Origin of the sequence: Psychroflexus aestuariivivens, from assembly GCF_004010055.1 — a bacterium.
Taxonomy (GTDB): Bacteria; Bacteroidota; Bacteroidia; order Flavobacteriales; family Flavobacteriaceae; genus Psychroflexus; species Psychroflexus aestuariivivens.
This window is the reverse complement of sequence record NZ_RQVT01000050.1, coordinates 211,085-235,466: the sequence shown is the minus strand read 5'-3', so window position 1 is coordinate 235,466 and position 24,382 is coordinate 211,085. Positions and strand designations below refer to the sequence as shown.

The 24,382-nt window shown below is 35.2% G+C and carries 22 protein-coding genes; 13 read left to right on the top strand and 9 right to left on the bottom strand.

The window, feature by feature from the left end; translation table 11 throughout:
- Window positions 1–57: 57 nt before the first annotated feature.
- Window positions 58–813: a UDP-2,3-diacylglucosamine diphosphatase gene (locus tag EIG86_RS09665; RefSeq protein WP_127845968.1), complete on the top strand. Its 756-nt coding sequence runs from the start codon at window positions 58–60 to the stop codon at window positions 811–813.
- Between the two features lie 51 nt (window positions 814–864).
- Here the strand turns inward: EIG86_RS09665 and EIG86_RS09660 are convergent, their stop codons facing one another.
- Window positions 865–1,065, bottom strand: a complete 201-nt coding sequence (locus EIG86_RS09660) for a Sec-independent protein translocase subunit TatA/TatB (protein WP_127845967.1) — start codon at window positions 1,063–1,065, stop codon at window positions 865–867.
- A gap of 107 nt (window positions 1,066–1,172) precedes the next feature.
- On the opposite strand from EIG86_RS09660, the gene EIG86_RS09655 reads away from it, so the two are divergent.
- Genes EIG86_RS09655 through rfbD form a run of 6 tightly spaced genes read left to right on the top strand, consistent with a single transcriptional unit; the run spans window position 1,173 to window position 7,697 of the window.
- Window positions 1,173–2,045 (top strand): M23 family metallopeptidase, encoded by an 873-nt coding sequence (locus EIG86_RS09655; RefSeq protein WP_127845966.1) that lies wholly within the window; start codon window positions 1,173–1,175, stop codon window positions 2,043–2,045.
- 5 nt (window positions 2,046–2,050) lie between these two features.
- On the top strand, window positions 2,051–3,544 hold the full coding sequence (locus EIG86_RS09650; RefSeq protein WP_127845965.1) for a GH3 auxin-responsive promoter family protein: 1,494 nt from the start codon (window positions 2,051–2,053) through the stop codon (window positions 3,542–3,544).
- An 18-nt stretch (window positions 3,545–3,562) separates the two neighbouring features.
- Complete coding sequence (locus tag EIG86_RS09645; RefSeq protein WP_127845964.1) at window positions 3,563–5,251, top strand: DUF6909 family protein; 1,689 nt, start codon at window positions 3,563–3,565, stop codon at window positions 5,249–5,251.
- A gap of 19 nt (window positions 5,252–5,270) precedes the next feature.
- Window positions 5,271–6,278 carry a dTDP-glucose 4,6-dehydratase gene (gene rfbB, locus EIG86_RS09640; protein WP_127845963.1) on the top strand — a complete coding sequence of 336 codons (1,008 nt, stop codon included), beginning with the start codon at window positions 5,271–5,273 and terminating at the stop codon, window positions 6,276–6,278.
- Between the two features lie 25 nt (window positions 6,279–6,303).
- Complete coding sequence (rfbC, locus tag EIG86_RS09635; RefSeq protein ID WP_127845962.1) at window positions 6,304–6,852, top strand: dTDP-4-dehydrorhamnose 3,5-epimerase; 549 nt, start codon at window positions 6,304–6,306, stop codon at window positions 6,850–6,852.
- The gene (rfbD, locus tag EIG86_RS09630; RefSeq protein ID WP_127845961.1) at window positions 6,849–7,697 is read left to right on the top strand and encodes a dTDP-4-dehydrorhamnose reductase; all 849 of its coding nucleotides are present in this window, start codon (window positions 6,849–6,851) and stop codon (window positions 7,695–7,697) included. The genes rfbC and rfbD overlap by 4 nt, the downstream gene beginning before the upstream one ends.
- A 5-nt stretch (window positions 7,698–7,702) precedes the next feature.
- On the opposite strand, the gene mfd is transcribed toward rfbD, so the two are convergent.
- The 3 genes from mfd to EIG86_RS09620 all read right to left on the bottom strand — a co-directional run bounded on the left by mfd (window position 7,703) and on the right by EIG86_RS09620 (window position 12,052).
- On the bottom strand, window positions 7,703–11,086 hold the full coding sequence (gene mfd / locus EIG86_RS09625) for a transcription-repair coupling factor (protein WP_127845960.1): 3,384 nt from the start codon (window positions 11,084–11,086) through the stop codon (window positions 7,703–7,705).
- Between the two features lie 63 nt (window positions 11,087–11,149).
- Window positions 11,150–11,326, bottom strand: a complete 177-nt coding sequence (locus EIG86_RS14185; RefSeq protein ID WP_192901725.1) for a hypothetical protein — start codon at window positions 11,324–11,326, stop codon at window positions 11,150–11,152.
- A 45-nt stretch (window positions 11,327–11,371) separates the two neighbouring features.
- A complete protein-coding gene (locus EIG86_RS09620) occupies window positions 11,372–12,052 on the bottom strand; it encodes a class I SAM-dependent methyltransferase (protein ID WP_127845959.1) in 681 nt (226 codons plus the stop codon).
- 81 nt (window positions 12,053–12,133) lie between these two features.
- On the opposite strand from EIG86_RS09620, the gene EIG86_RS14180 reads away from it, so the two are divergent.
- On the top strand, window positions 12,134–12,295 hold the full coding sequence (locus EIG86_RS14180) for a hypothetical protein (protein ID WP_192901724.1): 162 nt from the start codon (window positions 12,134–12,136) through the stop codon (window positions 12,293–12,295).
- A 44-nt stretch (window positions 12,296–12,339) separates the two neighbouring features.
- On the opposite strand, the gene EIG86_RS09615 is transcribed toward EIG86_RS14180, so the two are convergent.
- The 3 genes from EIG86_RS09615 to EIG86_RS09605 form a co-directional block, all read right to left on the bottom strand.
- Entirely contained in the window at window positions 12,340–12,669 is a 330-nt protein-coding gene (locus tag EIG86_RS09615) for a hypothetical protein (protein WP_127845958.1), read from the bottom strand.
- Complete coding sequence (locus EIG86_RS09610; protein ID WP_127845957.1) at window positions 12,662–12,904, bottom strand: hypothetical protein; 243 nt, start codon at window positions 12,902–12,904, stop codon at window positions 12,662–12,664. The genes EIG86_RS09615 and EIG86_RS09610 overlap by 8 nt, the downstream gene beginning before the upstream one ends.
- Before the next feature lie 73 nt (window positions 12,905–12,977).
- Window positions 12,978–14,843, bottom strand: a complete 1,866-nt coding sequence (locus EIG86_RS09605) for an ABC-F family ATP-binding cassette domain-containing protein (protein ID WP_127845956.1) — start codon at window positions 14,841–14,843, stop codon at window positions 12,978–12,980.
- 161 nt (window positions 14,844–15,004) lie between these two features.
- Between EIG86_RS09605 and EIG86_RS09600 the strand changes: the two genes are divergently transcribed.
- Entirely contained in the window at window positions 15,005–16,000 is a 996-nt protein-coding gene (locus EIG86_RS09600; RefSeq protein ID WP_127845955.1) for an aspartate-semialdehyde dehydrogenase, read from the top strand.
- A gap of 106 nt (window positions 16,001–16,106) precedes the next feature.
- A complete protein-coding gene (locus EIG86_RS09595) occupies window positions 16,107–18,236 on the top strand; it encodes a prolyl oligopeptidase family serine peptidase (protein ID WP_127845954.1) in 2,130 nt (709 codons plus the stop codon).
- A gap of 104 nt (window positions 18,237–18,340) precedes the next feature.
- Here EIG86_RS09595 and EIG86_RS09590 read toward each other — a convergent pair whose 3' ends face one another.
- On the bottom strand, window positions 18,341–19,108 hold the full coding sequence (locus EIG86_RS09590) for a DUF3108 domain-containing protein (RefSeq protein WP_127845953.1): 768 nt from the start codon (window positions 19,106–19,108) through the stop codon (window positions 18,341–18,343).
- A gap of 295 nt (window positions 19,109–19,403) precedes the next feature.
- Here EIG86_RS09590 and EIG86_RS09585 point away from each other — a divergent pair, with 295 nt between their 5' ends.
- The 3 genes from EIG86_RS09585 (at window position 19,404) to EIG86_RS09575 (ending at window position 23,567) form a co-directional block, all read left to right on the top strand.
- Window positions 19,404–19,625 (top strand): DUF2795 domain-containing protein, encoded by a 222-nt coding sequence (locus EIG86_RS09585; RefSeq protein ID WP_073193496.1) that lies wholly within the window; start codon window positions 19,404–19,406, stop codon window positions 19,623–19,625.
- Between the two features lie 93 nt (window positions 19,626–19,718).
- Window positions 19,719–23,081 (top strand): preprotein translocase subunit SecA, encoded by a 3,363-nt coding sequence (secA, locus tag EIG86_RS09580; RefSeq protein WP_127845952.1) that lies wholly within the window; start codon window positions 19,719–19,721, stop codon window positions 23,079–23,081.
- 6 nt (window positions 23,082–23,087) lie between these two features.
- Window positions 23,088–23,567 (top strand): DUF4199 domain-containing protein, encoded by a 480-nt coding sequence (locus EIG86_RS09575; RefSeq protein WP_127845951.1) that lies wholly within the window; start codon window positions 23,088–23,090, stop codon window positions 23,565–23,567.
- 40 nt (window positions 23,568–23,607) lie between these two features.
- Here the strand turns inward: EIG86_RS09575 and EIG86_RS09570 are convergent, their stop codons facing one another.
- The gene (locus EIG86_RS09570) at window positions 23,608–24,336 is read right to left on the bottom strand and encodes a hypothetical protein (protein WP_127845950.1); all 729 of its coding nucleotides are present in this window, start codon (window positions 24,334–24,336) and stop codon (window positions 23,608–23,610) included.
- Window positions 24,337–24,382 lie beyond the last annotated feature (46 nt).

Sequence of the window (24,382 nt, the reverse complement as noted above, 5' to 3'; positions counted from 1 at the left end):
AAACTGAAAATCCTGATGTTTTCAGATGTTTAGTATATTTGACGCAGAATTTGAAGTATGACAATTCCCGAAAGCAAAAAAGTTTATTTTTCCAGTGACAACCATTTGGGTGCGCCAAATCATGAATCTAGTTTGGTGCGCGAAAAGAAATTTGTGGCTTGGCTGGATGAAATTAAAAAAGATGCACACGCTATTTTCCTTTTGGGCGATTTGTTCGATTTTTGGTTTGAATACAAAGAAGTTGTGCCGAAAGGATTTGTTAGAACTTTAGGGAAATTGGCTGAAATCCGTGATCAAGGGATTTTGATTTATTTTTTTGTCGGCAACCACGATTTGTGGATGAATGATTATTTTGAAAAAGAATTGAATATTCCTGTTTTTCATAAACCTCAAGTTTTCCATTTGAATAAAAAAAAGTTTTTGATCGGTCATGGTGACGGGCTCGGTCCTGGAGATAAAGGTTACAAACGCATGAAAAAAGTGTTTACAAATCCGCTATCTAAATGGCTGTTTCGTTGGTTGCATCCAGATTTGGGCGTGCGTTTGGCAAGACATTTATCAGTAAAAAACAAACTGATTTCTGGCGATGAAGATGCCAAATTTTTAGGCGAAGACAATGAGTGGCTGGTGCAATATGCAAAACGAAAATTAAGCCAAGGACATTATGATTATTTTATTTTTGGTCACCGACATTTACCGATGAAAATTGAAGTTGACAACAAGGTTTTTTACCACAATTTGGGCGATTGGATTTCTTATTATACCTACGGTGTTTTTGATGGTGAAAATTTCGAGCTTAAAACTTGGACATAAAAAAACCTGAGTGTTTCAACTCAGGTTTTGTATATAATTTATTGAAATTTTTTATTTCAAAGATTTCGATTCTGCATTATTTTTGTCACCATCTTCATCCTTGGAAGCATCTTTGAATTCTTTGATGCCGCTGCCCAAACCACGCATCAATTCTGGTATTTTCTTACCGCCAAAAAGGAGCAAGATAGCAACGCCAATAATCACCCATTGCCAAGGACCAACCATTCCCATTATTACATTCAGTATATTCATGACTAAAAATTTGCTACAAAAATAATAATAAAAAACTAAACCAAAGGTTTATACAACTAAAACCTGCATAAATTAACTTTATTCTATCTTTGCAGAAGTACAAATTTATGGAACAACCAAAAGAAAATAAACGCAAAGTCAAGCAGAAGCTGCTTCATAAGTATCGTTTAGTCATCCTCAACGAAGACACTTTTGAAGAGCGTGTCTCTTTCAAATTATCTAGACTCAACGTGATTTTACTCGTGGTTTTTTCGTCTATAATTTTAATTTCAGGAACGGCACTATTAATTGCTTTTACACCAATTCGTGAATATATTCCAGGATATTCCTCCACCGCTTTAAAACAAAAAGCTACAAGATTAGCTATTACTGTAGATTCTTTGGAAACAGAGGTGCGAAAAAATGAAGCTTATTTCAAATCTATACGGAGAATGCTCACCGGAGAATTGGATTCTGTAAGTCGTCAGGATATTGAAATTTTAGATGAAGCTAATTCTTTAGAATCAGAAATTGTTAACCTTCAGGCTTCCAAGGAAGATTCTCTTCTGCGTGCAGAAGTTGAACAAGAGGACAAATATAATTTATTAGAAAAAGCAACTTTTCAACCTAATTTCACATTATTTCCGCCTGTAGATGGCGAAATTTCTGAAGGATATGATGCGGACAAAAAACATTATGCAGTCGATATTGTTACTCAAAAAGATGAACCAGTAAAAGCAACTGCAGATGGTACAGTTATTTTTTCTGAATGGACCGCAGAAACAGGTTACGTTATAATTATTGAACACAGTTTCGGATTAATTTCTGTTTATAAACACAACGATTCTCTGTTGAAAGCTCAAGGCGACTTGGTCAAAGCTGGCGAAGTTATTGCTATTGTTGGTAATACTGGAGAGTTTTCTTTTGGCCCACATTTGCATTTCGAACTTTGGGTCGATGGGTATCCGATTAATCCAGCCGATTATTTAAATTTTGAATAAAAAACATGTCTATAAAATCTATAGGAGCAAAAATATTTGCTAAAATAAAAAAATATCAAATTGATAAGTGGGCAGAAAAACCGCTTCAAACTCAACAAAAAGTCTTTGAAAATCTGATAAAAAAAGGCAAAAAAACACATTACGGTAAAGATTTCAATTTTGAAAATATCACAGATTTCAAATCTTTTTCAGAACAACTTCCAATTCAAGATTATGAAAGCCTTAAACCTTACATAGAAAAATCTGTAGAAGGCGAAACGGATATTTTATGGCCAGGAAAACCACTTTATTTTGCCAAAACTTCTGGCACAACTAGTGGTGCCAAATATATTCCTTTGACCCGAGATTCCATTCCGACACACACCAAAGCTGCTAGAAACGCCATTTTATGTTATGTCGCAGAAACAGGAAATGCAGATTTTGTGAATGGGAAAATGATTTTCTTGCAAGGCAGTCCCAAGTTAGACAAAAAAAATGGTATTTACTTTGGCCGATTATCTGGAATTGTGGCGCATTTTGTTCCAAACTATCTTCAACAAAATAGAATGCCTAGTTGGAAAACCAACTCTATTGAAGATTGGGATCAAAAGTTGAAGGCAGTTGTTGAAGAAACCTACAAAGCGAATATGACACTCATTAGTGGAATTCCGTCATGGGTTCAGATTTATTTTGAAAAGTTAAAAGAAAAGTCAGGAAAGAAAATCGCAGACTTATTTCCTAATTTTCAACTTTTCATTTATGGTGGCGTCAATTACGAACCTTATCGCGCTAAATTTGAAAACCTAATTGGAAAACCAGTCGACAGTATAGAATTGTATCCAGCTTCAGAAGGATTCTTTGCCTTTCAAGATTCACAAAAAGAAGACGGGATGTTACTGCAATTAGATTCTGGAATTTTTTATGAATTTATCAAATCTTCAGAATTTTTTGACGAAAACCCCAAAGTTTATACCATTCAAGATGTAGAAAAAGACGTCAATTATGTCATGATTGTGTCCACAACTGCCGGTTTGTGGCGTTATAATGTTGGTGATACAGTAATGTTTACATCTTTGAAGCCCTATAGACTTAGAGTTTCTGGAAGAATTAAACATTTCACTTCAGCATTTGGTGAGCACGTTATTGCACAAGAAGTTGAATATACAATTCAAAAGGCTTCTGAAGAATTTGAAGCTCAAATCAACGAATTTACTGTTGCACCACAAATCACACCCGAAAGCGGATTACCTTATCACGAATGGTTTATAGAATTTGAAAAAACACCTGAAGATTTGGAAGATTTCGCTTTGCGTATGGATCAATTGCTTCAAAAACAAAATTCTTATTATAAGGATTTAATTGAAGGAAATATGTTGCGAACTCTTGTGATTACTAAAGTTCCTAAAAACGGATTTCAAAAATACATGAAATCAATAGGCAAATTGGGTGGACAAAATAAAGTGCCACGATTATCCAACGATAGGAAAATTGCAGAAGCTTTACACAAAATTATATCTTAAATAATTACATTTACACCAATGATAGATCAATTAAATTTAGGAAGAAACAGAGCGCAGGAAAGCACAAACGCCATCGAGCGAATGTACATCACAATGCGACATCTTTTTATCCGTGGTTTTTATAAACCTATGGGTGTTTCGGGTGAAACTCTAAGAGAAGCTTTGTTAACTCTAAGACCTGAAATATATGGTTCTATAGCTGAATCTAAAGTTGAACTGAACGGTTTGCAATATATTATTGAACGTTTACCAGAAGGCATAGAAGAATGTAGTTACATCAATTTAACTAGCGACGAAGGCTATTCTAATTCTCACTTCAAACCTATCGTACCACCAAAACGTCGCAGAAATTGCTATCGTATCGATGATGAACAGATGAATATCGAAATCACTCGAGGACGTTCAGAGATTTATGATATTCTTACTCATTTGACTTTCTTGTTTATAGAATCTCATAAAATAATGCAAAGTGTCGTGATAAATGACAGCGGGCAAACTTCTAGAGATTGGGAAAAACTTAGAAGTGCGGTTACTCAAAAAGGGCAACTTAGTCAACAAGATAAAGAAATCGCCATTACACATACAGCCAATATTTTAGGTCGAACTTTTGCTGAAATAAATGCCGTTTACAACAGGTTTTCAACAGAAAAGAATCCTGATAAATTCCTGCACATTATCTATAATTTAGGAAAATTAGCAATAAAAGAAACAATTCAAGGTGAAAAACGAATAATTACTTTTAGTCCAGTAGTTCGTGAGCGTTTGGGGCACCACATTCATGGTGAAATCTGGGCTAACAAAATTAAACAAACTCTTTTCGAAAACGATTTAATGGACAGAAAGATTCATATCATCAGTGCAAATATGCATAGTGTAATGAATACATTGTATGCATCCTTGTCACTACCGAAAATGTGTGAAGAAAAATCCAGATTTCAGGTATATGAAGCACTGAGTAGTGCAACCAATCAAAAATTAAGACAAACTGTGACCGAAAAAGCTTTGTCTAAAGGCATGATTTCTATCGATGACCAAAGTGGAACAAACATAGATGTTCAAATTTTCGATTTGGCAAAACTGAATCATCCTGAAGAAAAATTTAAGTTGAAAACTAAAGATGCGCCCGTCATTATAGTGATGGATTATGCTTTTGGAGAACAAGCATATGAGACGATGGACGAACTGCTGAAGCCTTATAAAAAGGAAAACAAGCAAGTCTATATGAATGTCGATTCCATATCAATTATGGGAAAAGCTGGGATTTTGCAAGGAGGAAAAGGCGATTTGATGATTCCAGACGCCCATTTATTTGAAGGCACAGCAGACAATTATCCTTTTCATAATGAATTGAAAAAAGACCAATTTGAAGGCGAAGGACTTCAAGTTTTTGACGGTTCTATGGTTACTGTTTTAGGAACGTCACTTCAAAACAAAGATTTGTTGAAGTTTTTTCACGATTCTACATGGAATGTTATCGGTTTGGAAATGGAAGGCGCACATTACCAAAAAGCCATTCAAGCCGCTTCAAAATTGAGAGGAAACATCAATGCAGACGTCAAAGTCAGATATGCCTATTATGCCAGTGATAACCCTTTAGAAACAGGAAGCACTCTGGCTTCTGGTGGTCTTGGTACAACTGGTGTAAAACCAACTTATTTAATTACAGAAAAAATTCTTGAACAAATTTTTAACGACGCCAGAAACTAACATCTCTAAATAAAAAACAATGCAAAATATTCTTGTCACAGGTGGAGCCGGATTTATCGGTTCAAATTTTATCAATCATTTTGTACCACAAAATAAATATCATTTTGTCAATTTAGATTTGCTTACCTATGCTGGCGATCTCGATAATATAGAAGTTTCAGATGCAGAAAATTACACTTTTATAGAAGGTGATATTTGCGACAAGTCACTTTTAAAATCGCTTTTTGAACAATATGAATTTCAAAAAGTAATTCATTTTGCAGCAGAATCTCATGTGGACAATTCAATTTCCAATCCAGATGCTTTCATCAAAACAAACATTACAGGAACTTTTAATTTGCTTCATGAAGCCTATCAATTGTGGATGTCTGAACCATTTCAATTCAACGCTGAATTTGAAAATGCCAGATTTTTACACATTTCTACAGATGAAGTTTACGGCACTTTAGAAGACGACGAAAGTTTGTTCACAGAAGAAACAGCTTATGCACCAAACAGTCCGTATAGCGCATCCAAAGCATCTTCAGACTTTATTGTTCGGAGTTTTTTTCACACATACGGCATGCCCGTAATTACTACAAATTGTTCCAATAATTACGGACCGCATCAGCATGATGAGAAACTCATTCCAACCATCATCAGAAAAGCTATTCATGGTGAAGATATTCCGATTTATGGTGATGGTAAAAATATCCGTGACTGGTTGTATGTTTTGGATCATTGTAAAGGTATTAATTTGGCAATTCATGAAGGTAAAATTGGTGAAACCTACAATATTGGTGGTAAAAATGAAAGAAACAATTTATACATAGCTCATAAAATTTGTGAAATCCTTGACGAGTTGAAACCATTAGATTCAAATTATAAAGATCAAATATCTTTTGTTAAAGATCGCCCAGGACACGATTTTAGATATGCTATTGATGCCAGTAAAATCGAAAATAATTTAGGTTGGAAAGCAGATGAAAACTTTGAAAGCGGAATTAAAAAAACCGTAGATTGGTATTTGAAAAAATACGAAAAGTAGAATTGTAATAATGAGAAGTGAAAAAATGACAATAGAACAGACCACACTAAAAGATTGCTTTATTGTAATACCTCTCGTATTTAAAGACGAAAGAGGTAGTTTTTTTGAAATATTCAACAAAAAAGAATTTTCGGCAGCTACAGGATTAGAAATAAATTTTGTTCAGGATAACCAATCGGTTTCTCAATACGGTACAATTCGCGGACTTCACTTTCAAGTCGGAGATTTTGCTCAGGCGAAACTCATTCGAGTTGCCAAAGGCGAGGTTTTAGATATTGTCGTAGATATGCGACCAGATTCTGAAACTTATTTGAAACATTTTAGTTGCCTGCTAAATGACGAAAATAACCACCAACTTTTTGTGCCACGTGGATTTGCACATGGATTTGCCACTTTATCAGAAGAAGCAATTTTTGTTTATAAGTGCGATAATTTTTATGACAAAACTTCTGAACGCGGTATTTTATACAATGATTCCCAGTTGAATTTGGATTGGCAAATTCCAAAGGATCAGCAAATAATTTCTGAAAAAGACCAACACCAACCAACTCTAGAAACTTATTTGAAACAATGAAAGTTTTAGTCACAGGCGCAGAAGGACAACTCGGACAATGTTTGCAAAAACGTGCCAAATCTATTCCAGAAATTCAATTTTTATTTGAAAACCGCTCGACTTTAGATATTTCTTCTCCTTTTGAACTCAAAACTTTTTTCAACACACATCAACCTGATTTTTGTGTGAATTGTGCTGCTTATACCAGCGTAGAACAAGCTGAAACAGAAACTGAAACGGCTTTTGAAATCAATGCTAAAGCGGTGAAAAATTTAGCTGAAATTTGCAAAACCCACCACACAAAACTAATTCATATTTCCACAGATTACGTGTTCAATGGCGTTTTGAATCGACCTTATACTGAAGACGATTCTACCCAACCGATTAATGTTTACGGGGCTTCAAAACTTCAAGGTGAAGCTCATATTCAACAAACTTTAGCGGAATATTTCATTTTAAGAACCAGTTGGTTGTATTCAGAATTTGGTCACAATTTTTTCAATACAATTTCAAAAAAAGCAAAATCAGGTGAAACGCTAAATATCACCACAGAACAAACCGGAACACCAACTAATGCAAATGATTTGGCGGTTTTTATTTTGAAAATTATTCAGAATCAAAGTGAAACATTTGGATTGTATCATTTCAGTAATTTGGGTGAAGCTACTTGGTACGATTTCGCCAGATTGATTTTGGAAGAAAATCAACTTGCAGACAAAACAATTCTGAACGCTACTTTTGCATATCCGACAAAAGCAAAACGCCCAAAATTTAGCGTTTTAGATAAGTCGAAATTACAGCAGCATTTTGAATATAAAATTCCGCATTGGCGTGAAACTTTGGTTGAACTTATTAAAAACGCTTAGTCAATTCAGCTTTCAGCCAAGTCTTTTTGTTCCAATGGTTTCAAAACTTCTAAAGCACGATTGACCGAAGTGATTTTTTCAAAAGTCAATAATAAACGCAATCCGTTTCTGGTTTCTTTTTCTTTCATTTGGCAATTGCGAGGATGCGTTTGCACATATTGAAGCACTTCTCTAAAACGTTTGGATTGGTAAAAATCCGATTGTTGATTGGACAAGAAGTAGCCAATCATTTTGCCTTTTTTGAGTACGATTTTCTCTAAACCAATACTGGCGGCAATCCATTTCAAACGGACACTATTTAGCAAATCTTCGGCTTCTTGTGGCAATTCTCCAAAACGGTCAACGAGTTCTTTTTCGAAAGCTAAAAGCCCGTCTTCGTTGTTGACTTCATTCAATTTGGTGTACAAATTCAAACGTTCTTTGATGCTATTGATATAGTCATCTGGAAATAAAATTTCAAAATCCGTATCAATTTGAGCATCTTTTACATAAACCTTATCTTCATCTTTCTCATCTTCTTGATACACCGTTTTGAACTCATTTTCTTTCAATTCTTCAATGGCTTCATTGAGAATTTTTTGGTAGGTTTCAAAACCAATATCGGAAATAAAACCACTTTGTTCACCGCCTAACAAATCTCCAGCTCCACGGATTTCCAAATCTTTCATCGCGATATTGATGCCGCTGCCCAAATCTGAAAATTGCTCCAAAGCCGTGATTCGCTTTCGGGCATCATCTGTCATCATGGTCAGAGGTGGTGTGATGAGGTAACAAAACGCTTTTTTATTGCTTCGCCCGACACGTCCGCGCATTTGGTGTAAATCGGACATACCGAAATTATTAGCATCGTTGATTAAAATCGTATTGGCGTTGGTTACATCCAAACCGCTTTCGATAATTGTGGTGGACACCAAAACATCAAATTCGTTGTTCATAAAACTTAGCATCAGTTTTTCTAACTTCTTGCCTTCCATTTGACCATGACCGATGCCAATTTTAGCATCTGGTACCAAACGCTGAATCAAACCAGCGACTTCCTGAATATTTTCAATGCGATTGTTGATGAAAAACACTTGTCCGCCACGCTGGATTTCATATGAAACCGCATCCCGAATTTGATCTTCAGAAAAACGAATGACGTGGGTTTCTATAGGATAACGATTCGGTGGTGGCGTTTTAATAGTAGACAAATCTCTGGCCGCCATCAAACTGAATTGTAATGTTCTCGGAATTGGTGTCGCTGTAAGTGTCAAGGTATCGACATTGGCTTTGATGGTTTTCAACTTGTCTTTCACGGAAACGCCAAATTTTTGCTCCTCATCGATAATGAGTAAGCCTAAATCTTTAAATTTTACGGCTTTATTCACCAGCTGATGCGTTCCGATGACAATATCCACTTGTCCGTTTTCTAAACCTTCCAAAACGGTTCGGCGTTCTTTGGCGGTTCGGAAACGATTCAAATAATCTACCGTTACTGGAAATTCTTTCAATCGTTCTGAAAAAGTTTTATGATGTTGAAACGCCAAAATCGTTGTCGGTACTAAAATCGCAACTTGTTTACCATTATCCACCGCTTTGAAAGCAGCACGAATGGCAACTTCTGTTTTGCCAAAACCAACATCGCCACAAACCAATCTGTCCATGGGTTGTTCTTTTTCCATGTCTTCTTTCACAGCTTGAGTGGCGGTACTTTGATCGGGCGTGTCTTCATAAATAAATGAAGCTTCCAATTCATGTTGCAAATAAGAATCTGGTCCGAATTGATGGCCTTTTTCCAATCGACGTTTCGCATATAATTTGATGAGATCGAAAGCAACTTTTTTGACTCGGGCTTTGGTTTTTTTCTTTAAATTTTTCCAAGCTTTACTGCCGAGTTTATAGACTTGTGGCGGTTTGCTATCTTTGCCGTTGTATTTTGAAATCTTGTGTAGCGAGTGAATGCTGAGGTACAAAATATCGCGATCGCCATAAACCAATTTCACCGCTTCTTGCTGTTTGCCTTCAACGTCTATTTTCTGAAGACCGCCAAATTTTCCAATGCCGTGGTCGATATGAGTAACGTAGTCGCCAATTTCAAGACTCGTCAACTCTTTGAGCGTAATGGCTTGTTTTTTGGCGTAACCGTTTTTTAGATGAAATTTATGATAGCGATCAAAAATTTGATGATCGGTGTAGCAAACAATTTTGTTCAAATCGTCTATAAAACCTTGATGCATCGATAAAACCAGCGTTTCGTATGGCACGGTTTTATTGTCATCCAGAAGTCCGCTTTCTGGATCGAAAATATCTTTGAAACGCTTAGCTTGTTGTTCACTGGTACAACAAATATAATTTTGATAACCTGATTCGTGATTTTTGTTCAAATCTTCAATCAGCAAATCGAATTTTTTATTGAAAGACGGTTGTGGTCTTGTGGGATAATCAATTTTAAGATCTGATTTGAAAAAGTTTTGTGTGCCGAATTCTACCAGGTGAAAATTGAGCAATTGCCGTTTTAGGACTTCACTTTGGCAAAATAATTCTTCAGGTTTACTGTGTTTGATATCTTCAGACAATTCAGAAAATGCGGTTTCTGCTTTGGCAAACAAGTTGTCTAAAGTGTTGGACAGAAAATCAATATTTTTGATGAAAACCACCGCTTTGTTGCTGATGTATTCCAGAAAAGTTTCTCGGACTTCATCAAGCTGTTTTTTTTCAACATTCGGCATAATGCCGATTTTCTTTTTTTGGTCGGTAGACAGTTGGGTTTCAACATCAAAAGTTCTGATGCTGTCCACATCATCGCCAAAAAATTCGATCCGGTAAGGCTCGTCATTACTGAATGAAAAAACATCTATAATGCCGCCTCTCACTGAAAATTCGCCAGGTTCTGTGACAAAATCTACACGTTTGAATTTGTATTCAAACAGTACTTCGTTGACAAAATCTATGGACAATTCGTCGTTGAGTTTGATTTTCAAAATACTTTTGTCCAGTTCTTTTTTGGTCACTACTTTTTCAAAAAGTGCTTCGGGATAGGTAACAATTACCGAAGGTTTTTTTCTGGAATTAATGCGGTTAAGTACCTCGGCACGCAACAATACATTAGCATTGTCGGTTTCTTCAATTTGGTATGGTCTGCGGTAACTTCCAGGATAAAACAACACGTTTTTTTCGTCTAAAAGTTGCTCTAAATCGTTGAGGTGGTAAGCAGCTTCTTCCTTGTCGTTGAAGATTAAAAGAAAAGGTTTTTCAGTTTTTCGGAAAACTTCGGCTTGCAAAAACGACACTGCCGAGCCGACTAAACCTTTGACGAAAATAGATTGCGCTTCTGCTGTTGAAAGCGCTTCAATTAGTTTTTTGGTGGCTGCGTTGTTAGAAAACTGCTCTGTGATTGCTGTTTTTGTCATCGCGCGCAAAGATAGTAGAAAAAGCTGGAAAATTCTTCAAAAACTGTCCTGCGGAAATAAGCTTTAGGGATCTTTTTGCTTTTGTTTTTTCTCATAAAAATTTTTCCTAAAATTTCTTTTGTCACGATCAAAGCGTTTGCTTTTATTGCGTTTGTTGTTCCAAAACACTAATAAAAACAAAACGGCCAAGCCAACAATGATCAAAATAAACTGCATTTCTGGCGAGAGTTCTTCAAGCATAATTTATTTTTCTATAAAATTAAGTTTAAAATTGGAATTTGAAAATTATAAACGGATTTTAAAATTCTGTTTCACTTGTTCGGTTCTAAAAAATACGAGTCCCCAACGAAAAGTATCGATGGTTACACGAACTTCTGGATGACTTTTGATGTTGCTCCAGACATTTTGCATAGCTTCTGAAGAATAAATGGCATCGAAAATAAAAACGGTGTCGTTGTGGTAGTGTTTGAGAAGTTTCTGAAAATAGGCTTGGCAAATTTCAGTATTTTCACATTGATTGACAAAGACCAAATCGAAAGTTTTGCTTTGGGGAATTTGCGCTGCATATTCCGAAAACTTCTGTTGAAGAACTTTTATATTCTGAAATTGAATTTGAGTATTTTTTTTGCTTAAAAAATCAAATGCAGCGTTTGAACCATCTATTTTTCTAACTTCTGAAGCAGATAAACTCATTGTTAAACTTGAAATTCCACTGGATTTTCCAATTTCCAAAACAGAAGAGATGTTCAAATAATTGACTAATCTGAATAGAAATTTCAAACGTTTCAGACTTGGTGTTTTGGTGAATTTTGGTAGTGATTTTTTTAGACTTGAAATGTCTTTATAAGCTTCATATTGGGTTTTGTCATAAAAACATTCAGTAATTAATTTGTATACAAATGGCGAATGAATGCCATGTTGATTCTTGGAACTGAGCAGAAATTTGAGGTATGAGAAATTTTTCATTTTTCAATATTTTACATCAAAAACTGATTTTTGTCATTAATTTGAAATCTAGGCTTGTTTATTTTTGATAAAAATTTAATCATGATGACACTTCAAACTTTATTTGTAAACTGGTCTAATGGTGCGTTTATTATGACCATCATTTTTGGATTGGTAATTTTGGGTTTAATCGCTGCTGTGTTGATTTTCATCAATAATGCTTCAAAAAAAGACCGAAAACGAAGGGATGACAATCAAGATTAAAATAGCTTTCTTTTTTTAAAATTTTAGTGATGTATTATAGGGCTTTATTTATCAATGTTTAGTAACTGTTCTAAATTTTTAGGGTCACTTTTATTATTCCAAAAAAGTAATAAATTAATCTGATAATTATCTTCTAAGAGTTCATAAAATAATGTTGTTTGCTTAGAAATGACAAGACTTTTAAAACCAGTTTTTTGTGAATTTTTGCCAGCTACCATTCCTGATCTAAGATTGATAATACAGTGATCTACCAAATCCATAAACTTAAGGACTTCTTTCGTATTCCACTTTTTGTATATGAATTCAAGTTCCTGATTATAAGAAGTATCTGCTAATTCAGTCCAATTTATCTCGTAGAGTTTACTGTTAGACATTATATTTATTTCTGTACTTCTCCATGACTTGTTGGTGAGAAGCTAACTTTCCTTCTTTAGCTTGTTTTCTACTCAGAATTAGTAAGTCTTGAACATTTTTAGGTAATTCATCGAAAAAATCATCTTTCACCTCTTTATTGTATCTTTCATAAAGCGCATCAATCATGAGTAAAAATTCATCATCAACTTCAGAAATTGATTTTTCCCATTTATCTCTTAGTTCTACTATTTTCATAACATTTTCCTTTATGTCAAATATAGTTATTATTACCAACATTTTGAAACACAAAAAACTAAGAAAACCTAGACTAGCTTTCATTTTTCATAGACAACTCGAACCATTCTTCGGTCTTAGCGTCTATGTTTTGTTGAATTTCCTGAAGCTTGATTGTGTTGTCTTTAATTTCTTCTGGCGATAAATCTTTTAGAAATTCAGTTTCTAAATTTGCTTTTTGTTGCTCTAAATTCTTGATATCCTTTTCTAATTTTTTGAAAGCTTTTTGCTCATTGTAAGTAAGTTTGTTGCTTGGTTGAGTCTTTTGTTTGGGTTTGTCCTCAACTTTTTCTTTGGTTTTAGGCGCTTCGTTTTGCAGACTTTCCAATGACTTCAACTCTCTATAATCGGAATAATTGCCAGGGAAATCTTTAATTTCTCCTTCACCAAATACAAATAAATGATCTACAATTTTATCCATGAAATAACGGTCGTGACTCACCACTATCAAGCAACCTGGGAAATCCAATAAGAAGTTTTCCAAAACATTGAGTGTGACAATATCCAAATCGTTAGTCGGTTCATCCAGAATCAAGAAATTCGGATTTTGAATTAAAACCGTACACAGGTAGAGGCGTTTTTTCTCGCCACCACTTAGCTTTTCCACAAAATCATATTGCTTCTTACGATCGAATAAAAATTTCTCCAAAAGTTGTTGCGCAGAAATTTGCCTGCCTTTAGCCAGTGGAATGTAATCGCCGTAATCTCGAATCACCTCAATTACTTTTTGACCTTCTTTTGCCTGAATGCCGCCTTGTGTGTAGTAACCAAATTTCAAGGTTTCGCCGTGAACAACTTTACCTTGATCTGGTTGAATATTTCCAGTAAGAATATTTAGAAAAGTTGATTTTCCAGAACCATTTTTACCAATAATACCAATCCGTTCTTGCTTTTTGAAATTGTAACTAAAACCTTGAAACAATTGCTTGTTTTCAAAAGATTTGGAAACCTGATGCATTTCAACAACTTTGGAACCCAAACGTTCCATATTGATTTCCAACTCTACTTTATGGTCTTTTCGCCTTTGGCTAGCTCTGGCTTTTACATCGCCAAAACTTTCTATTCTAGATTTGGATTTGGTTGTTCTTGCTTTAGGTTGGCGACGCATCCAGTCCAATTCTTTCTTATAAAGTTGTTTAGCTTTGGCCGTTGTGGAAGCTTCTATTTCCATACGTTCGGCGCGCTTCTCTACATAATAGCTATAGTTGCCTTTGTAATTATATAACGTTTTATCCTCCAATTCTATGATATGGTTACACACGCGATCTAAGAAATACCGGTCGTGTGTGACCATAAATAAAGTCAGGTTTTCACTTTTCAAAAATTCTTCCAGCCATTCTATCATTTCCAAATCCAGGTGGTTGGTTGGCTCGTCCAAAATGAGCAAATCTGGTTTGTCCAACAACAAATTTGCCAACGCTAAGCGTTTTTTCTGTCCGCCTGACAAATCCCTGACTTTTTTAGACATATCATCCAATTTTAATTTGGAAAGAATTTGCTGGTATGTCGTTTCAAAATCCCAAGCTTGCTTAGCTTCCATTTGGTCAAAAGCGGCTTGATAGGCTTCAGAATCATCAGGATTTTGAAGCGCTTTTTCATAATTATTGATTATTTGAAGCACTTCGTTATCAGACGCCAAAATTGTTTCCTCAATGCTCAAGCTCGGTTCTAAATTCGGTTCTTGTGGTAAAAAACCAACTTTCACGCCTTTTCTGTACACCACTTGACCGTTGTCTGGGGCTTCTTTGCCAGCAATAATGTCCATCAAAGTGGTTTTGCCAGTACCGTTTTTGGCAATCAATGCTATTTTCTGACCTTGACTGATGCCAAAAGATAGATTTTCAAATAATACTAGAGTTCCATAAGATTTGGAAACCTCTTCAACTGATAAATAATTCAATGTGATAAATTTTTTGCTAAAGTACTTAAGAAAGCTTGAAATTGCTAATTCTACCAAACTTCAGTTTTATACCAAACGCAGATAAATATTTGTAAAATATAGGACTTCAAAAATGCATTATCTTACTTTTGCGACAAAATTCAAATAATAAATTTAAAACGATGAAAGTAGCTGTAGTTGGTGCCACCGGAATGGTTGGCCAAGTGATGCTCCAGATTTTGGCGGAGCGTGATTTTCCTTTAACTGAATTGATTCCCGTAGCTTCAGAAAAATCTGTGGGAAAGAATATTGAATTCAAAGGAAAAACTTACAAAATAGTAGGTCTTGAAGACGCAGTGAAACGAAAACCTGAAATCGCTTTGTTTTCTGCTGGAGGTGAAACTTCCTTAATTTGGGCACCAAAATTTGCTGAAGTGGGCACGAGCGTGATCGATAATTCTTCAGCTTGGCGCATGGATCCAAGCAAAAAATTGGTGGTTCCAGAAATCAATGCTAATGAAATTACTAATGAAGATTTGATTATTGCCAACCCAAATTGTTCTACAATTCAGTTGGTGATGGCATTGAAACCGCTTCATGATGCTTTTCAAATTGATCGCGTGATTATTTCAACTTACCAATCCATTACAGGAACTGGTGTGAAAGCTGTTCAGCAATTAGAAAATGAATATACTGGCAGCAAAGGCGAAATGGCGTATCCGTACCCAATTCATAAAAATGCCATTCCACATTGTGATGTATTTTTGGAAAACGATTACACCAAAGAAGAAATGAAACTGACTCAGGAAACCAAAAAAATTCTTTCAGACGAAAGCGTGAAAGTTGCGGCAACCGCGGTTAGAATTCCTGTGGTTGGCGGGCATTCAGAATCTGTGAATATTGAATTTAATAAACCTTTTGAGGTTTCTGAAATTAAAAAAATATTGAGTGAAACACCTGGAATTACTTTACAAGATAATCCAGAAGTAAACACCTATCCGATGCCGATTTATGCTGAAGGTAAAAACGATGTGTTTATTGGCAGAATTCGACGAGATTTTACTAGAGAAAATGCATTGAATTTGTGGATTGTTGCCGATAATTTGAGAAAAGGCGCTGCCACAAATGCAGTTCAGATTGCAGAATATTTGGTGGAACACCGTTTCAATAATCAATAATTTTTTTGTGAATCTTATAAAAGCTGTTCAGAAAAGGACAGCTTTTATTGTTTTACGATTTAATAAATAGATTCTGAATGATTATATTTACATCAAAATCAAAACAATGAAATATAAAATTATACCTGTGGCTATTGCTGGCATTCTGATAGCTTGCAATGAAAACACAGAAAAAGAAACCGCTTTGACATACCCAGAAACTAAACAAGTAGATTCGGTAGATTCATATTTTGATACCGAAGTAAGAGATCCATATCGTTGGTTAGAAAACGACCGAAGCGATGAAACTGAAGAATGGGTGAAAGCACAAAATGCATTGACTTTTAACTATTTGGAAGATATTCCATATCGTGATTCATTGAAAAAGCGTTTAACCGAAGTTTGGAATTATGAAAAAATCGGTGCACCGTTTAAAAGAGGAGATTACACATATTTCAGCAAAAACGACGGTTTACAAAATCAGGCCGTCTACTATCGCTACAAAAATGAAAAAAGTCCAGAAGAGGCTGAAGTTTTTTTAGATCCTAACAAATTCAGTGAAGACGGAACAACTTCCTTAGCTGGGATGAGTTTTACTAAAGATGGAGAAATGCTGGCTTATTCAATATCTGAAGGCGGTAGCGACTGGCGAAAAATAATCGTGCTCGATGCTGAAACGAAAGCACAAAAAGGAGACACTTTAGTTGATGTGAAATTCAGTGGTATTTCTTGGAAAAGCAATGATGGGTTTTATTACTCAAGCTACGATAAGCCAGAAGGCAGTGAACTTTCCGCCAAAACAGATCAGCACAAATTGTTTTATCATAAATTAGGAACTGCACAAAGTGAAGACAAATTAGTTTTTGGTGGGACTGAAGCAGAAAAACACCGTTATGTTTCTGGAAATGTTACAGAAGACAATAAATACTTGGTGGTTTCCGCATCCATTTCTACATCTGGAAACAAATTGCTAATTAAAGATTTGACACAGTCAAATTCAGAATTCATAGAAGTTGTGGATCATTATGACAACGATGTTTATGTGATTGAGAATCAAGGGTCAAAATTATTTATCGTCACAGATAAAGATGCACCCAACAAACGCATTGTAAGCGTAGATGCTAAAAATCCACAACCAGAAAATTGGGAAGATTTCATTCCTGAAACAGAACACGTTTTGTCTCCCTCAACTGGCGCTGGATATTTCTTTGCGGAATATATGGTAGATGCAGTTTCTAAGGTGAAACAATATGATTACGACGGCAATTTGGTTAGAGAAGTTGAATTACCAGGCGTTGGATCTTTTGGCGGTTTTGGTGGTAAAAAGGAAGCTGAAGAATTGTATTATTCATTTACAAACTATACCACACCTGGTACGATTTATAAGTACAACCCTGAAACAGGAGATTCTGAAGTTTACCAAAAACCAGATATTAATTTTGATACTGAAGATTACGAAAGCAAGCAAGTGTTTTATAAATCTAAGGACGGAACAGAAATTCCAATGATTATCACCCATAAAAAAGGCATCAAACTAGACGGCACTAATCCAACTATGCTTTATGGTTATGGCGGTTTCAATATTTCGTTAACGCCATCTTTCAGTACAGCAAACACAGTTTGGTTGGAAAATGGCGGTGTTTATGCTGTCGCAAATCTTCGTGGTGGTGGTGAGTACGGCAAAAAATGGCATAATGCTGGTATAAAAATGAAAAAGCAAAATGTTTTTGACGATTTTATAGCCGCTGCAGAGTATTTGATTGATGAAAAATATACATCTTCAGAAAAACTAGCCATTAGAGGTGGTTCCAATGGCGGGCTTTTAGTAGGAGCAACAATGACGCAAAGACCAGATTTAGTTCAAGTTGCTTTGCCAGCAGTTGGTGTTTTGGATATGTTACGTTATCACACATTTACTTCTGGTGCAGGTTGGGCTTATGATTATGGTACATCTGAAGATAGTCCAGAAATGTTTCATTATTTAAGAGGATATTCGCCTTTGCATAATATCAAAGGTGAGACGGAATATCCAGCAACTTTAATCACTACTGGTGACCATGATGATCGTGTTGTACCGGCGCACAGTTTTAAATTTGCAGCAGAATTGCAAAGTAAACAGAGCGGTAATAATCCGACTTTGATTCGTATAGAAACCAATGCTGGACATGGTGCTGGAAAACCCACAGAAATGATTATTCAGGAATACGCAGATATTTTTGCCTTTACTTTTTATAATATGGGATACGAAGAATTGTAGAAATTAATTTTTAAAACAAATAAACCCGTGTTTTGCATAGCTTAACACGGGTTTATTATTTTGAAACTAGCTGAATAAAGCTTTGATTTGAGATCAAAATTTACTCAATCCACCACAATTTTGAAAGAATGCGCCAGATTTTTGAAATTATCCAATTCTGCCACAAGTGAACCAACAGCAAGCTGGGCTTCAATTTTTATAGGTATTTTATTTTGATCGTCAGAGACCCAAAAGGTCAGACTTTCTTCGGCTTCAAAAACTCGATCTGCCATAACATAAGGACGGAACTTTAGACACTTTACTTTTCCAAATTCAGTTTCAATAACCTCCGTTCCTAAAAACTTGGTTTTGAAGTAATAATTTTCATTGTCAAAAAACATATTGAGGTTGAATTCTTGTCCTTTTTTCAAATCATCATTACCAATTATATTTCTCAATTTATAAAAAGCGGACAACATGTCTTGAGAGTTTGGTTCGATTTCAAAATGATCGGTTGTGTTGTGTTTGAAATCTTGCACTTTCACCGTGTTTTTTTGATGGTCAAAGTACAATTCTTTGTGTTTCTTGTAGCCACCTTCATTGATATCTCTGACAAACTTATGCGGCAAACCATAGGCATCTATAAAGGTTTCGTACTGGTCACGGACTTTAAAAAATACATCCAAAAGTCCTACGCTTTTTCCTTTACCAATGACATGAAATAATTTCTTGCCATTATAAATTGTATCGTTGATTTCCAACGTTGCGGTACTGGCTTTAAACCAGCCATATTTTATTTTAAAACTCAACCATTCACCATCCTTGTAGGCATTTTCATTTTGTGCCTGAAGAACACTCACGGAAAGTAAAAAAGAAAAAATGATTAGTTTCATAAAATTAGTTTGTGTCATACTGAATTTCAAAATTTGCGAAAAAATACACATTAGCTTCAAGTTTAATGTTTTTTTGTGATTAATATTATTTGATATTCACTTTATCTTTTTCAATCCTTTAAATTTAAAACAAATATCATCAAGAAGTTCCCAATAAAGCATAAGTATGAACCAGTTTTCAAAATCAATTTGAAATCAGAGAATTAGCAAAAAAACTTAGGTAAAAAATTTGTAAAATACTTGATAGTTAATTCAAAAAAATTACATTTGCAAAAATTATAAATGACGTTATAAGATGTATTGGACCTTAGAACTAGCATCCTACTTAAGTGATGCGCCGTGGCCTGCCACCAAAGACGAATTGATAGATTATGCCATAAGAACGGGTGCACCATTAGAAGTTGTAGAAAACTTGCAATCCATAGAGGATGAAGGCGATACATATGATTCTATAGAAGAAATCTGGCCAGATTATCCTACAGACGAAGACTATCTTTGGAACGAAGACGAATATTAATTCCTCGTTCAAATAAAAAAATCACTCTAAAAGTCTCGTAAAGGGACTTTTTTTTTTCGTTACCTTTGACTATTCAAAAAATAAAATCCAAATATGGGTGTTTTAGATTCAGTATTAAAAGTATTTGTTGGCGATAAAGCCAAAAAAGACGTCAAGGCTATTATGCCAATCGTTGATAAAATAAAAAGCTTCGAAAAAGAATTTGAAGCGCTAAGTATAGACGAGCTCCGTTATAACACAGTAAAGTTCAAATCGAAAATCAATGAGGCGACAGAAGAATTTCGAACAGAAATTGCAAGCCTTAAGGACAAAGCAGAAGCTGAGCAGGATATAGACGTTAAAGAAAATATCTACACAGAAATAGATGATTTGAAATCGAAGATTTACGAGGTTTCAGAATTTGTACTTAACGATATTTTGCCAGAAGCCTTTGCAACCGTTAAAGAAACGGCTAAACGCTTTTTTCATAATGAAACAATGGAAGTTTCAGCCTCAGAATTTGACCGTACGATTTCTGCAACCAAAGATTATGTCACTTTAGAGGGCGAAAAAGCCATTTGGAAAAATTCTTGGGATGCTGCAGGAAAACCTATCACTTGGGACATGATTCACTACGATGTCCAATTGATTGGCGGAATTGCCATGCATCAAGGAAAAATTGCAGAAATGCAAACTGGAGAAGGGAAAACCTTGGTCGCTACTTTGCCGATGTATTTAAATGCGCTTACTGGCAACGGTGTTCATCTAGTTACGGTCAACGATTATCTTGCTAAACGAGACAGCGCCTGGATGGCACCAATTTTTGAATTTCACGGACTGCGTGTCGATTGTATAGATTATTACAAACCAAATTCTGCCGCAAGAAGACATGCTTACAATGCAGATATTACATACGGTACTAACAATGAATTTGGTTTTGATTACTTAAGAGATAATATGAGTCATGCACCAGGTGATTTGGTGCAGAAACCACATAATTTTGCGATAGTAGACGAGGTCGATTCTGTGTTGATTGATGATGCGAGAACACCTTTGATTATTTCAGGACCAGTTCCTAAAGGAGATGTTCACGAATTTGAAGCTTTAAAGCCACAAATCTCAAAAATTGTTGAAGTTCAAAGAAAGTATTTAACTGGCGTTCTAGCAGAAGCCAAAAAACTTATCAAAGCTGGTGATACCAAAGAAGGCGGTCTACAATTACTAAGAGTTTACCGTGGTTTACCAAAAAATAAGGCATTGATTAAATTTCTGAGTGAAGAAGGTGTAAGGCAATTACTTCAGAAAACAGAAAACCATTACATGCAAGACAATAATCGTGAAATGCATAAAGTTGATGCGGAATTATATTTCACGATTGAAGAAAAAAGCAACCAAATAGACCTCACAGATAAAGGTATTGATTTTCTATCTGGAGAAGAAGATAAAGACTTTTTCGTGATGCCAGAAATTGGTTTAGAAATTGCCAAAATTGAAAAGGAAGGACTTTCAAAAGAAGAAGAAGCCGAGAAAAAAGAAGAATTATATAGAGATTTCAGCGTCAAAAGTGAAAGAATTCATACACTAAGACAACTACTGAAAGCTTATACTTTGTTTGAAAAAGACACAGAATATGTCGTGATGGAAAACAAAGTAAAAATCGTTGACGAACAAACTGGCCGTATTATGGACGGCAGACGTTATTCTGATGGACTTCACCAAGCGATTGAAGCCAAAGAAAATGTCAAAATTGAAGACGCAACTCAAACTTTCGCTACGGTAACGCTTCAGAACTATTTTAGAATGTACAACAAACTGTCTGGGATGACAGGTACAGCCGTAACTGAAGCTGGCGAATTTTGGGAAATCTATGAATTGGATGTGGTAGAAATACCAACCAATAAACCAATTGCCAGAGACGATAAACAAGATAAAGTTTATAAAACTAAGCGTGAAAAATACAACGCTATTATCGATGAAGTCGCCAATCTTTCTGCACAAGGCAGACCAATTTTGATTGGTACAACTTCCGTAGAAATTTCAGAATTGCTTAGCCGAATGCTGAAATTGCGCTCAGTAAAGCACAATGTTTTGAACGCGAAACTTCACAAACGTGAAGCCGATATTGTAGCCGAAGCTGGGAATAAAGGCATCGTTACAATTGCAACCAACATGGCGGGTCGTGGTACGGATATTAAATTGTCCAAAGAAGTTAAAGAAGCCGGTGGTTTAGCGATTATTGGTACAGAGCGTCACGATTCTAGGCGTGTAGACAGACAATTGCGTGGTCGTGCCGGACGTCAAGGTGATCCAGGAAGCTCTCAGTTTTATGTGTCTTTAGAAGACAATTTAATGCGACTTTTCGGAAGTGAAAAAATTGCCAAACTGATGGATAGAATGGGCTTGGAAGAAGGCGAAGTCATTCAGCATTCCATGATTTCAAAATCCATAGAACGCGCCCAGAAGAAGGTTGAAGAAAACAATTTCGGCATCAGAAAACGATTGTTGGAATATGATGATGTTATGAATGCTCAACGCGAAGTTATTTATAAACGTCGTTACAATGCATTATTTGGTGAAAGATTACGAATCGATATTGCCAATATGATTTTCGACACAGCGGAAGTAATTACAGAATCCAATCATAAAGCCAATAATTTTGAAAATTTCGAATTTGAATTGATTCGTTTTTTCTCAATGAATTCTCCAGTAAGCAAAGCTGAATTTGAAAAACAAGCAATTCAGAAAACAGCAGGAATCGTTTATAAACAAGCTTATGAAAATTATAAAAACAAAATGGAAAGCAACGCCGAAGAAGCTTTTCCAGTAATAAAAGAAGTCTATGAAAGACAAGGCGAAAAATTCGAACGTATTGCAGTACCCTTTACAGACGGACAAAAATCGCTTCAGGTTGTTACTAATTTGAAAAAAGCCTATGAAAGTGAAGGTAAAGAGCTCATTACAGATTTTGAAAAAAATATTTCTCTAGCCATTATAGACGAAGCTTGGAAAAACCATTTACGAAAAATGGATGAGCTGAAACAAAGTGTTCAGTTGGCGGTACATGAGCAGAAAGATCCACTTTTGATTTACAAATTTGAAGCTTTTGAATTGTTTAAAGTTATGTTGGAGGAAGTGAATAAAGATGTTATTTCATTTTTATTCAAAGGTGAATTGCCACAGCGAGAAGCTGAGCAAATTACCGAGGCCAAACAAAGGCGACCAAAGGAAAATCTTGAAACTCAAAAGGAAGAAATTCAGAATTTAGACCAACGTGCGGCACAATCTAGACAAGCTGGTGCTCAAGCTAGTCAACCACAACAACAAGTCACAGAAACGATTGTTAGAGATCAACCAAAAATTGGTAGAAATGATAAAGTAAACATCAAGAACGTGACCAATGGTGAAGAAAAAACAGTGAAATATAAACAAGCTATTCCGCTTTTAGAAAAAGGCGAATGGGTGTTGGTAAACCAATAATAAGAGATGAAAAAGTTTGAAATTGAACTGAAATGGGCGACGGCTTTTACAGCCATTAGTATAGCTTGGGTTTATCTTGAAAAATATTTTGGTTACCATGACGAATTTGTTTCCAAGCAAGCTTTGTTCAGCTTGTTTCTGATTATTCCACAAGCTTTAATTTATATAGTATCTATTCGTCAAAAAAGAGAACGATACTATAATGGCACAATTACATGGCAAAAGGCTTTTTTGTCTGGTGTGGTACTTTCTGCGGTTATAGCTGGCTTGTCTCCAGCTGCAATTTATTTGATGGTAGAAATTATCTCACCAGCATTTTTTTCTAATATTGTAGAATATCGAGCTGCTGAAGGTGTGCCAAGAGAAGGTTTGGAACAAATTTATAATCTCAATTCTTATATAACTCAAGCTATTTTCAATAATTTGGCTACAGGTGTATTTTTATCTGCGATTATAGCTTTGGTTTTAAAGAAAAAGGAGAAATAGAAAACACTTCAATTTTCAAACATGAAGTGTTTTATATTTTTTATAAGTGTAGGAAAGGGAAAATAAGCTGTAAACGGAAGCGATTCATATTTTCATTCATGCTGTTGGAAACATTTGCGTATTCAGATTCCCAGTCATTTTCACTAATATTGATATCGTAAGACAATTGAATTCTTAATTGTTCTTTTTTTGGTTTGTCTTTATCTCTAAACACGTAGCCAATTGTGGGACCTATCATAAATTGTTGATGATTTATTTTTGCGATTTCTCCAAAGCTATTCGGATCGTCCAAATCGATATTTGAACTTTTATTGAAGAACTCTAGACTACCATTAAAAGAACTTAAACCCAAACCTACATTTAAGAAGTTTATGCCTTTGGTTTCAAGAATGTTTCTGGTATAACGTACGCCAGCTGAAACATTTCTGATTTCATGTCCAAAATTACCGTCTTCCCTAGACATATTGGCCACACCTAAGTCTATTTCTATTTTGTTTTTTTCTTTGAAATAGAATCCTAGACCAAATGAAATTTCAAAAGGAAAACGCCTTACAGTTGGTACACCAATTTCACTGAGATGTGGGTTTATATTCAGGGCATCGGTGTAATTCATACCTACTCCAAAATAGTATTCTAAGAAAAAATTATTGTCTTCTTTAGTATCAGATTTTTCACTGTCTAAAGTCAAGTTTTGTGATTCATTCTCGCTTTGACTAAATCCTGAAGTTATACAAAATAGGAAAACGAGCGTTAAGTAGAATTTGTTCATTGCATTTTTGGTTTTTTGTTCTAGTGAAATCAACAAAATCGATGCC

Bases quoted from the DNA above. Each gene is read 5' to 3' on its own strand.
- EIG86_RS09645 (WP_127845964.1), top strand. From the start codon at position 3,563: ATGATAGATCAATTAAATTTAGGAAGAAACAGAGCGCAGGAAAGCACA.
- EIG86_RS09590 (WP_127845953.1), bottom strand. From the start codon at position 19,108: ATGAAACTAATCATTTTTTCTTTTTTACTTTCCGTGAGTGTTCTTCAG.
- EIG86_RS14185 (WP_192901725.1), bottom strand. From the start codon at position 11,326: ATGCTTGAAGAACTCTCGCCAGAAATGCAGTTTATTTTGATCATTGTT.
- rfbC (WP_127845962.1), top strand. From the start codon at position 6,304: ATGACAATAGAACAGACCACACTAAAAGATTGCTTTATTGTAATACCT.
- mfd (WP_127845960.1), bottom strand. From the start codon at position 11,086: ATGACAAAAACAGCAATCACAGAGCAGTTTTCTAACAACGCAGCCACC.
- EIG86_RS09615 (WP_127845958.1), bottom strand. From the start codon at position 12,669: ATGTCTAACAGTAAACTCTACGAGATAAATTGGACTGAATTAGCAGAT.
- EIG86_RS09575 (WP_127845951.1), top strand. From the start codon at position 23,088: ATGAAAAAGTTTGAAATTGAACTGAAATGGGCGACGGCTTTTACAGCC.
- EIG86_RS09660 (WP_127845967.1), bottom strand. From the start codon at position 1,065: ATGAATATACTGAATGTAATAATGGGAATGGTTGGTCCTTGGCAATGG.
- EIG86_RS09665 (WP_127845968.1), top strand. From the start codon at position 58: ATGACAATTCCCGAAAGCAAAAAAGTTTATTTTTCCAGTGACAACCAT.
- EIG86_RS09570 (WP_127845950.1), bottom strand. From the start codon at position 24,336: ATGAACAAATTCTACTTAACGCTCGTTTTCCTATTTTGTATAACTTCA.
- rfbD (WP_127845961.1), top strand. From the start codon at position 6,849: ATGAAAGTTTTAGTCACAGGCGCAGAAGGACAACTCGGACAATGTTTG.
- EIG86_RS09650 (WP_127845965.1), top strand. From the start codon at position 2,051: ATGTCTATAAAATCTATAGGAGCAAAAATATTTGCTAAAATAAAAAAA.
- EIG86_RS09620 (WP_127845959.1), bottom strand. From the start codon at position 12,052: ATGAAAAATTTCTCATACCTCAAATTTCTGCTCAGTTCCAAGAATCAA.
- EIG86_RS09595 (WP_127845954.1), top strand. From the start codon at position 16,107: ATGAAATATAAAATTATACCTGTGGCTATTGCTGGCATTCTGATAGCT.
- EIG86_RS09585 (WP_073193496.1), top strand. From the start codon at position 19,404: ATGTATTGGACCTTAGAACTAGCATCCTACTTAAGTGATGCGCCGTGG.
- secA (WP_127845952.1), top strand. From the start codon at position 19,719: ATGGGTGTTTTAGATTCAGTATTAAAAGTATTTGTTGGCGATAAAGCC.
- EIG86_RS09610 (WP_127845957.1), bottom strand. From the start codon at position 12,904: ATGAAAATAGTAGAACTAAGAGATAAATGGGAAAAATCAATTTCTGAA.
- EIG86_RS14180 (WP_192901724.1), top strand. From the start codon at position 12,134: ATGATGACACTTCAAACTTTATTTGTAAACTGGTCTAATGGTGCGTTT.
- EIG86_RS09600 (WP_127845955.1), top strand. From the start codon at position 15,005: ATGAAAGTAGCTGTAGTTGGTGCCACCGGAATGGTTGGCCAAGTGATG.
- EIG86_RS09655 (WP_127845966.1), top strand. From the start codon at position 1,173: ATGGAACAACCAAAAGAAAATAAACGCAAAGTCAAGCAGAAGCTGCTT.
- rfbB (WP_127845963.1), top strand. From the start codon at position 5,271: ATGCAAAATATTCTTGTCACAGGTGGAGCCGGATTTATCGGTTCAAAT.